4 protein-coding genes are annotated in these 10,852 nt (G+C 48.1%); all 4 read right to left on the bottom strand.

All coding sequences use genetic code 11. The features are described from left to right. Nucleotides 1-9 precede the first annotated feature (9 nt). A complete protein-coding gene (locus tag OH455_RS16400) occupies nucleotides 10-6,159 on the bottom strand; it encodes a non-ribosomal peptide synthetase (RefSeq protein WP_269982109.1) in 6,150 nt (2,049 codons plus the stop codon). Nucleotides 6,160-6,267: 108 nt separating this feature from the next. Beyond that, the gene (locus OH455_RS16395) at nucleotides 6,268-7,527 is read right to left on the bottom strand and encodes an MFS transporter (protein ID WP_269982108.1); all 1,260 of its coding nucleotides are present in this window, start codon (nucleotides 7,525-7,527) and stop codon (nucleotides 6,268-6,270) included. Nucleotides 7,528-7,531: 4 nt separating this feature from the next. Then, the gene (locus OH455_RS16390) at nucleotides 7,532-9,499 is read right to left on the bottom strand and encodes a TonB-dependent receptor (RefSeq protein ID WP_269982107.1); all 1,968 of its coding nucleotides are present in this window, start codon (nucleotides 9,497-9,499) and stop codon (nucleotides 7,532-7,534) included. 260 nt (nucleotides 9,500-9,759) lie between these two features. Continuing rightward, a complete protein-coding gene (locus OH455_RS16385; protein ID WP_269982106.1) occupies nucleotides 9,760-10,722 on the bottom strand; it encodes a helix-turn-helix transcriptional regulator in 963 nt (320 codons plus the stop codon). Between the last annotated feature and the right edge of the window lie 130 nt (nucleotides 10,723-10,852).

The following is a 10,852-nucleotide window of genomic DNA, read 5'->3' as shown; positions in this document are numbered from 1 at the left end:
AGCTAGTCTTTAGTTAACGCGTTGTCGGCGTGTGAGTTTGCGTTGAGTCTGTCTCTGCTGACGTTGGGTGCGTGCAGAGTGAGGTTCAGAACCCTTTGTTGATACCTCATACGCGCCAGCAAGTAAGGCTGGTGAAGGATAAGTAAACAGGTCTGTAACCGAGATCGTATCGCCTTGCTGGGTGAGTAACCCATGCAGTTGGACTAACTGCAATGAACTTGCCCCGGCATCGAAAAAGTTGTCGTTTTCACCAATCGGTGTCGAGACAATTTGACCAAAGGCTGCCTGAATCCGTTGCACATTTTCTGGTTTGCCTCGGTTACTCTTAGATTGAGAGACCAACGGTTGACCTGTAGCATGGGGGATCGGAGAAGTGACCGACTCCGAATGTTCAGGCAGCAGAGTGTCCAAAGATTGGGACCAGCTCTGAGGTTGATTAGCCAGTGTTTTTAACAATGCGACATAGTGTCCAAACATCTGATCTAGCAGTGGTTGAGGTAATAGTGCTTCAACCGCGTCCCAGTTTAGACACAACATTCCTTCGGACTCATAGACTTGATGGTCAAGCCAGACTTGAGGTGTCTGAGAGATACCCCAGACAGGTTTTAGCCAGCCTTTATCCGACAAAAAGTCGCCATCGGAAGTCCCCAGCGCACTAGTGAACACGACTGGCATGCTTGCACTGGATAAGTGCTGTTGACGAGCGAGCTCTCGCATTACCCAAACGGCGGAGACATTGCTGTGTTTTAAATCTTGAGCCAGTTGTTGTTGCAGACGTTTGATACTACTGAGCCAATTAGACTCCTGATGCCAAGCCAATAGGAGCAATGTAGTGAAATCACCCATCACCTGATTAATCTGTGGGTGTACATCAGGGCGATCAAACAGAGTCAGGTTTAGGGTTAGCGATGACTGGCGTCCCCATGCTGCTAACGTTGCAGCGTATGCACCCATTAAAATAACGGATGGTGTTACCTGATGCCGGCTTGCTTGTGTTTTGAGAGCTTGCCATTCATGTGGCGATAAAGTTCCAGCTGCTCGTATAAACTTCGGGCGATTCAAAGTTGCAGGGTCGGCTTGCAATGGAAGTGTTGCTGCCGGCGGAAGATTAGTCAGTTGCTGCTGCCAATAGGTCTTGGCATGCTCTTCTGCTTGAGGCGAGCGGTGATTGCTCTGCCACTGAAGCACATCTCGGAATGTCAGTTCGATCGCCGGAAGCTGAATGCTTGGGTTCAGATACAAAGTTTCGAGCTCTGAGAAGAAAATCTGCATGCTCAGCCCGTCCAACATCATGTTGTCTAATCCGATACAGAGTCGAGCATCGGAGTGTTCTGGCGATACAAGGGCTTCCACTGTGAACAGTGGCCACAATGCGGGGTCATTCACTCGGTGAGATAATTCAGTGCGAATTAGGTTGGCTTCATGACAGTCAATATCAGCGAAGGTATGGCATTGGATTGAGAAAGCAGGAACGTCACTTAAGACTTGCTGCTGATGATTGCGTACGACCGTTCTCAGTGCATCATGGCGGTTAATCAGTTGGTTAAATGCCTGATTAAACCTTAGTGCATCAAACTCAGACACACGAAATTCGACGAAGAACTGCGCGCTTGTATTCCCTAAAGCAAAACCAGATTGTCGGCCAATCCAATAGGCTTCTTGTACTTCGTTCATTGGGAATGGCCTGTAGCGATCTTCTGGGTTTGGTATCAGTTGGGCCGGCTGTTTCTGAGCTTCAGCGTGAGTCAATTTGGCGGCAAAGCTTTCTAACCTTGTGTGAGTGAAAAGATCAGTGAGATCGGCAATGTATCCGAGCTTTTGCAACGCGCCAATACAGCGGGTAGCCATCAGGCTGTCGCCACCGAGCAAGAAAAAGTCACTGTGGCGGTCAAAAGTCTGTTTGGGGAAAAGCGATTGCCAGACTTGAGCCAAAACGCGTTCGTTCTCAGTTTGCAGCGGTGATTCAAGTGGTTGCGCTTCGTCCATTGATGTATTGTTTTGCGCCAATCGCTTGCGATCCACCTTGCCATTTGGACTCAGTGGCATTGATGTCAGGAAATGGACGCGTTTGGGCAGCATATATTGAGGTAAAAGCTCTGCCAGTTTTGCTTTTAGAATTTCACTATCAGGAACTAGGACCTGAGATAAATTACGTAGGGCATAACCCATCAAAGGCCATTGATCTAGCTTATGCTCGAGACGCAGGGCAGCATCTTGGAACCAAGTGAGCAGTTCGCGCTGAGTGGGGAGTGTTGACAGGGCAGGGTCCATGACCAAAGCGCTGATAAGTGCACCTTCTCCTAGCGCGGAAGTTTCAAGTACCAGCATCAAGCCTTGTGGCGTCAGCAGTTTTTGAGCGTTGGTGAGCCCTGCTTGTGGCTCTTTGAGTCGGTGAAGAACGTTATTGAGCAGGACGATGTCTGATTGACCGAACAACTCCTGGTTGTCCTTGTTATCCCAATGATGCACGCTGGCATGAGAGAAGCGCGCCAATCTTGATTGGGCTGATTGAACGAGGGACAAAGACGTGTCCATTGCGTGATAGTGAAGGGTGTCAGGACCACACAGTTCCAATAGTGCGTGCGCGACTCGACCGCTTCTGGCTTCATACTCTGCGAGAACGACAGGGCGACCAAGTTGAGATGACAGATTAGATATGCATTGAGCAAGAGCACCAATTTGCGCCTGAAACGCAGGGCTTTGAGTCATTAACGCTTCAGGAGAGAGTATACTATCTAACAGGGCTGGCGCTGGCTTGCTTCCTGTGATGATGGCTTTCAGCAATTCGCTGTTGTGCGTAAACTCGGAAGGTGTTTCAAACCAGTTTGGACACTGACCGGTTGGGTTGTGCAATTGGTAATGGGTTTCTGACTGCGTTGCTAAACCTTGCTGGCAGAGTAACGCCCACCATTGCTTGAATAGTGGCTGGTAGCCTTCTGCTACTCCATAAGCATGACACCAAGACTCGAATGAGCGTGATGCTTCACTTGCAGGGATGCTGGTGCAAAGGTGATAGAGCAGAAAATGAGCGACTTCGTTTGCCCCAAGCTGGTTCGCCGGACGACTCGACGCAGGAAATAGATCGCTGTAGCTTTTGGGCAGTCTGTTGTCTGGGGCTGAACTAGCGCAAAGTTGATTACCTTCAGCGACAACAAACACTTCTAATTGACGATCTTTTCCCCCACAAGGGCTGAGGGCTAAACTCACACCGTGACGAACACCATCTATGCGATTAAGTGCGGCGTCAATATCACCTAACTCTATCCTATAGCCGCCGACTTTGACCTGAGTGTCCTGACGTCCTAAAAACTCAAGTGTGCCGTCAGGCCAGTAGCATCCCATGTCGCCGGTCCGATACCATCGCTGACGTTCACCACTGACTGAGTCATGAGTTTCAACAAATTGTGCTTCGGTACGTTCAGGATCGTTCCAGTAACCTTGCGCAACCCCCACGCCACCAATCCAGAGTTCACCCACTACCCAGTCAGGGCAATCACGACCTGCACGATCAACGACTCGATAGGCTTGATTACTTAAAGGGTAGCCATAGGGAATGGAACGCCACATTGGGTCAACCTTAGCGACCAAAAACTCATTTGACCAAATGGCTGCTTCCGTTGCGCCTCCCATGGCACTGAACGTCCCCTGCGGGCGAAACTTACGGTAGCGCTCAGGGAGAGACAAATCGATCCAATCCCCTGAGAGCATCACAGTTCTGAGATGAGATGGAGTCGTGAGGCCCATACCTTCACAGTAGGTCAAAAACATGTCAAACAGAGCGGGTACAGTATTCCAAAGCGTGACATGGTACTTAGCAGCTAGAGCTGCCCAAGCCATAGGATCTCGTCGTTGCGTTTCAAGTGGAACGACTAATGCACCACCCGCTGAAAGCACGCCAAATATGTCATAAACAGACAGATCAAAGTGCAGAGCAGATAATGCCAAGACGCGATCTTTTGTGCTAATTTGGTGCCGTTGGTTGATATCAATGCATGTGTTCAGAGCCGATTGATGAGAGATCACGACACCCTTAGGGATCCCCGTAGAGCCTGATGTATAGATGATGTACGCGGTGTCATCAGGTGTGCATTGATGAGGGGGAGATAGCAACGGAGACTCGATAGCGGTTTGCCACTCGATATGATCGGCATCTGTCCAATCGTAGCGTGAGAGTGTGTTCTGACAACGCAATACAAATCGGATGTTCGCGCTATCTAATATAGTTTGTCGGCGGCTCAAAGGCTGGTCGGGGGCAATAGGCACATAAATGCCTCCTGCGTAGAGTATGGCAAGTGCAGCAATGATTTGGCCAGGACCTTTCTCCATACTGATCGCGACACGTTCGTCTTTTTCTAAGCCTGCTTTGATTAATAGGTTGGCGAGGCATTGAGCACGAAATGTCAGTGCTTCAAAGCTAATCGTCTCCCCGTCGTGCACGACTGCAATCGCATTTGGGTGGCGCGAAGCAACATCAAAAATGCGTTGGTGAAGCAGCCCGTCAGGCAGTTGAGTCGGTAGAGGAGTACGAGCTTGCCTTTGTCGTTTCTGTTGCTGCGGTAAGAGATCAGGGAAAGGCTCTGACCAGTTTGTGTTTTTGGCAACCAGATGTTCGACAACCTGAACAAAAGCTGCAAATAGACTATCCATAAAGCCTGACGGAAACAGTGCGTCCACGCTATCCCATTGCAACATGATGCCGTCTTTGTGCTTAAAGGCGACAAAATCGAGCCAGACCTGAGGTGTTTGTGAGATGCCCCAACCAGGTTCGCCCAAAGGCGATGAGTCATCGTCACCGAACAGGGAGTGGTTCAGGTTACTGGTAAAGACGATAGGTGCGCCGTGCGGATGGGTTCCCTTTTTTTTCAGCTCTCGAAGAACCTCTACACCAGAATGATGCCTATGTTCATAGACTTCAGCGAAGCGTTGTTGATGTGTTTGAGCCAACTCGACAATGCTTTTCTCTTCGAGGCGCATATCCAACAAAAGAATGTTGGTGAAGTCGGCAAGTAAGTGCTGTACATCTTCGTTAAATGGGTAGCAATCAAACAAGGTTAGATTGAGTAGGAGATCGGTTTGACCGCTCCATCTAGAGAGAACGGCTGCATAAGCGGTTGCCAATACCATGGTTGGTGTGACTTGATGTGCCGAAGCATGTTTCTGAAATATCGCCCATTGCTCATGATTTAGAGTATGGCGACGACGATGAAACTGGGGCTTACCAATTTGATGCGGTTCATTTGTCAAAGGAAACTTTGGCGCTGCAGGTAGCGAGTCTATTTGCTCGGACCAGAATTGTTTGGCGGCTTGGCGCACAGTAGCCAATTCCGCTTTCTCCTGTGCCAGATAGCTGCAAAAATCATAGTGCTTTGAGCGAGGCGATAACGGCATGCCCTGTAATAGTTGTGACAGTTCATTAAAAAACAGGCTAAAGCTCGCGGCATCCATAACCAAGAGATCGATGCTGACATGCACTCTGAATTGGTCTTGAGGCAGTAAAGAACAGTGAAATTCTATCGTTTGGCCATTTTGTACGTCTAACGGACGGTGGCTAAGTTTCGCTCTCAAGTCGAGCAAGGCACTGTCTGCCTGCTCAGCAGGCATGTCTGTCAAATCATGACAAATGACCTTTATCGGACTCGTTGGTGCTTGCCAGCGTTGCATACCATCGCTTTGAAATGCGACGCTCAGCATCGGATGGCGTTTGACTAAAGTGTTTAGAGCGCGTTCTAAGAGAACAGTATCGAGCTGTCGTCCATTAAACTCTTGATAAAGGTGACAGCCGTTGCCTCCCAGCGGCTGATTCGGGTCGCGACCGACATAATACGCATGCTGCACTGGTGTCATCGGAAACGGCTGACCATCGAGCATACTAGGCAAACGGGCAGGCGAGACTTCTGATTGCGCCTGTTGGTGTTTTTTACCGCTTGCGTGTAAACGAAGTAGATCGCGCACATCACCTAGTGTTGGACTGGCATAGAGCTGCTTGAGGCTAACTTTACAGCCTGCCCGCCTAAACTGACTGACCATACGCATTAAAAACATTGAATCCACGCCTAGTGAGAACATGTTTTCTTCGTCATTGAGAGCAGCATGAGAGAGTGCATAAGTATCGCAGAGCGCCTGTTCAAACTGGGTAATTAGATCAGTGTTATTGGACATGTTGGCATCTTACTTTTATCAAATTTAGGTTGAGCCTCCCTAAGCCACATGCGTTCATGTGGCTGATGGGAGGGGTAAATTTGCCCACCATTAGTGGGCGTTATGGGATTAGGTAACTTGAGGTTGAGGTTGAGGTTGAGGTTGAGGTGATGACCTTGGTGTAGAGAGGCGAAGAAAACCAAGCCCAAAAGCAATGACCGTTGCAATAACCGCAATGCTATAGTGGGCGCCATAACCTAAGTTGGCGATGACAATGCCACTTGCCAGTGCCATCAGAATGGCAACCGCCATGTCTGTGGACTGGAAGAGGGTGAAGTCAACACCAGCTTGCTTGCCGTATGCCCATTCCATCATCAGGGTGTAAAGGGCCACAAACTTCGCGGCGGCTACTGCTGAGCTGAGCACGTAGAGGATCGGTAAATGGAATGCGCTTATGATGAGCTCTTGTGTATCGAGGAAGAAGCAGGCAAAGACCAAGGCTTCTAAACTTAAACAGGTCAGCAGCATGGTACGAGCAGAAAAGTGTTTCATTAATATGGCACTGACTAGCACCCCGATCAGTCCAGTGACGGCACCACCTCCTGCGGCAAGTACACCTAGATCGGTCAATTGAAGACCTTGATCAAACAGGTAAGGCATCATCATTGATTGCACGCCTCGTGTCCCTATTTGGCATACTATTACCATGAGTAACCCCAAACGAACGCTGGAACTGTTCCAGGCCCTGCGCAATGAAGGGTGACACGATTCGATTTGAAGTTGTGGTGAAGGCACCTCTTTACGAAACAATGCAATTGTTGGTAGTGACATCGCAACAATGAGTGTCATCAGAACATACAGCGCCGTTTGCCATTGGTAGACCCCCATCATATAGATGAAAAGTCCACCACCAAATAGAGCACCGATGTAAGCGCCTCCGACTTGCATTGAATTGCCTAAATGACGACTTCTTTGCGGCAATCGATCGACCGCTAAGCCATCCGTACTGATATCTGCAATAGTAGAGAATAAAGCCAGAGCAAACACGCTGATAAACAACAGGGCAGGGAGCTGTATCGCAGAAGTTAAAGCCATTCCAGTGAGGATGACAACAACGCCTAATTGGGCAAAACCAATTAGTTTCCCATGGCTCATCAGTCCGCGGCGCTTTCGCATTGCTTCCACATAGGGTGCCCATAAGAATTTCAACGCCCATGGTAGCATCGCTAAATAAAACAAGCCGATTTGAGAGGTTGAGATACCCTCAGAGCGCAACACGGCAGGTAGCCCTTGCAGTGTAAACATCCCAACGAGGCTTTGTATGGTGTATACGCCAGCAAGAACCGCCAGTAGTGGTTTGAGGCCCAGCGTTGTTTGAGCGGTGTTCATGGTATTACCACTCCAGCTTCATGTTCAAGCCAACCTCTCGCGCTGTACCGTAGTTGCTGTAGCGCGTGTTGTTTCGAGTATACGCATAGGTGACGTACTCTTTGTCGGTCAAGTTATGACTGAACAAGCGGAAAGAGAGGTTGTCATTGATGGCATACTGAATAGCTAAGTCAACGAGAGCATAGCCGTCTTGTGCCACCGTGTTGCTTTCATCAAAGTAGATTTTTGAGGTGTATCGTGCGTTGGTAATGATTGAAATATCACCCTCTACCCAGGTTTGAGGCAAGTAATACTCAAGCCCAGCTACAGCGGTTGTATCCGGTGCATACGGCAGAGTGTTGCCTTGAATACCATTGTTGCCCGATTCGAATGTTGAATGACCGAAGGTGGCACCTAGTGTCAGCGTCAGATCATCAGTTGGGTAGTAAGCAAGGTCGAGTTCAATGCCTTTACTTTGAGCATCGCCCATATTGCTTAGGACCTGACTGTTGGGGGTGCCGGTGTACAATTGAATATCTTTGGTGTCGATCCAGTATAGAGCGCCACTAAAGTGTAGCGTTTGATCGAGCAAGATGGTTCGCCACCCCAATTCACCATTTAGAGACTTCTCTGCATCATAACCATTCTTAGCATCTGAGCTGCTTGGAACAGGGCTAAAGCCACCAGGCCTGTAACCGCTGGTTATTGAAGCAAATATTCGCGAGTCTTCATCCACTTGCCAGCCAAGCGCCGCTTTTGGTGAAACCACACTTTCCGACGTTTCCGATTGGTAACTATCAATCTTCCTGAGGGAGTTACCGCCAAAGTCGGACTCGGAGGAGAATCTAGATGCGCGTAATCCGCCAGTGAGGTCGACACTTTGTGTTAGCGCATAAGTTGCTTGGCCAAATAGAGCATAGGTATCGGTCTTGATGTCATTGTGAGCACCCGCGTTAACATCAAAGCGTCTATTCTCGTAGTAGCCGCCGATGAGTGCAGAAAGGTCATCGTTGAATCGAGTGTTGGCACGAATCTCCTGGCTGAAGGTGTTTTGATCTTCAAACCATTTTCCACCGACAAACTGACGGTCAACGTTGCGGTTCTGGTACGCTGTGATACTGGTTAACTGGGTAGCCCCAAAATCGTAACCCACATTTAAAGCATAGCTATTGACGACACGTTTAAGTTCAGGGATGTCTTGGCTGGTCGCTTTGTTGTTATATTCCTCTTGAGTTAAATACCACTCTTCATGGCTGTCTAAGTGCGCAGAAGATACTGAAAAGGTGAGGGAGAGTGGTGATTGTTCAGGCAGATAGTGGAATCGGGCAGTACCGCTAAAGTCTTCGGTTTTATTGGCATCATCCGTATTGCTTGGAATATGACGAATGTTTCCTTCGTCTTTTAATGAGCGGATTGCAATATCAGCATAGGTTGTTTCGCTAATCGCGACGGCGGCTGAGCCATCAAGCTGTTGACTTCGATTGCTGTAGGTAACACCTGCTGAAGCTAGGGTTTCATCGGTAGCCTTTTTGGTCGTAATGTTGATGACACCACCTTGAGCATTACCTCCGTATAGCGTGCCTTGAGGACCTCTGAGTAATTCGACTTGTTCTACGTTCAATAACTGTTGGGTAAGGAATGCACTGTCTTGCAGTACACCATCAACGTAGATACTAATTGTGGGTGAATAATAGTCTGGTGAGCTAACGCCTCGTACGGTTGTATTGGCATACGTGCGGTTACCTCGTGTCTGAATCATCAGCCCCGGAAATGCTTTCTCTAAATCTTTCACTTCGTGGATCCCCGCTTTCTCAAGCTCTTCACCAGTTTTGATTAAGATGGCATTGTCGACACGTTCTAAGGGAATGTCCTGCTTAGTCGCTTCGATGATCATCACTTCCTGACCCTGGTTACTGGCAACAACGGCTGGACTTAGTATTGCCGTCAACACTGCGAGTGAGAGCGGAGAAAGTGAGAAACGGTGCCTGAACATTTTACGGAATCCTTCTATTTATGATTTTATCGTCTATGGTGCAAATCTCATCGTCGAGGCGCTAACTCAATCAGGGGAAAAAAACGCGCGAATAGGCGTTTTCGACAATGAATGAGTAAAATTCAAACGCGAGCTTTTAGAGAAAATTTGCCTATATCTTGGGTTTTGTATTTAACATGCTGTATTTAAAGCACTTTTTAATAGAACTGTTGTTCTTTGTCTAGATTTCAAACGGGCATGATTATTGTGTTAAGCGTTACTTACAGTGTGTGGTGATACTGTGTCGAGGGGGACTCTGACGGATAAGCCGAGGGAGCACAGCCGAACTCTTTTTTGAATGCCGCGGCAAAATGGCCATGATTGGCATAGCCTACCTCTTGCGCAACATGTGAAATGGAGAGTGCATGCATACTTAACAACTCGGCTGCTTTGGCCATACGTTGTTGGACAATGTATTGGTGCACTGTGGTATTTAGCTCTTTGCGGAACCACTGCTTGAGTGATGTTTCGTTGGTGCCAATTCGTCGGGCCAGTTGTGTGATAGTCGTGGGCACCATGTATTCTTTATCAAGAATATCGATGGCTCTTTCGAGACCATTGCAATTGTCTATACGTGTACATCGGACATCATCATTGGCAAACAGGTATCGGGTGGCTTCCGGTATAAACGAGTAGGATAAGTGATGGTGCAGCGTGTCATTGAACGTAGATGCTAGAGATAGGCGATCCGCGAATCGTTTGAATGTCTCCGTTGCGGGCTTCATTGTCAGAAAGGGTTCCCTACGTCGAAGCTTGTCTTGAATGTCGTCGCCGATTTGCATGACATCCAGATATTCCATCAACACTTTTCTCGGCATCTGTATCGCAAATAGATGGGTTTGTTGAGGTTGGTATCGGCACATGCCTGTTCTCGCATCAGAATAACACAAGGCCAATGCTTGGCTGGGGAGGATACGAGGGGTGGCTAAACTGTCGATATAATAGTAAACCGCATTGCCAAAGTTAAGCATGATGGTAACAGAATCGAACTCAGTTTTGTCTTGTGTATCGAGTTGGATAGGAGAGCTGAAGTGGCCATGGAACTCGCTCAGCACCACATCATCATTAAGTTGATTACACCTTAGGGAAAATTCACATCTAGGATGTTTAAATACAATGTTTCCATTGGTTTGGATAGACTCCTCCATGAGATCTAAGTGGAAAGGAATACGGTAGTAAGCCATAGTTTTATTAATAATTATTTTTTGATAATGAGAAACATTATCACTTATTGGCTATTATGTCTATTATTGCATTAGTACAAACACTCTAGTAAAAAGACCCCGACGTACGCCGGGGCTGGTCTCAACTTGC

Origin of the sequence: Vibrio sp. T11.5 (genome assembly GCF_027587155.1) — a bacterium.
Taxonomy (GTDB): domain Bacteria; phylum Pseudomonadota; class Gammaproteobacteria; order Enterobacterales; family Vibrionaceae; genus Vibrio; species Vibrio neptunius.
Note: the sequence above shows the minus strand (reverse complement) of the source record. Positions and strands in the feature narration are given on the sequence as shown.

What these genes read in the sequence shown, in the direction of transcription:
- OH455_RS16400 (WP_269982109.1), bottom strand. Translation starts at nt 6,159, where the DNA reads ATGTCCAATAACACTGATCTAATTACCCAGTTTGAACAGGCGCTCTGC.
- OH455_RS16395 (WP_269982108.1), bottom strand. Translation starts at nt 7,527, where the DNA reads ATGAACACCGCTCAAACAACGCTGGGCCTCAAACCACTACTGGCGGTT.
- OH455_RS16390 (WP_269982107.1), bottom strand. Translation starts at nt 9,499, where the DNA reads ATGTTCAGGCACCGTTTCTCACTTTCTCCGCTCTCACTCGCAGTGTTG.
- OH455_RS16385 (WP_269982106.1), bottom strand. Translation starts at nt 10,722, where the DNA reads ATGGCTTACTACCGTATTCCTTTCCACTTAGATCTCATGGAGGAGTCT.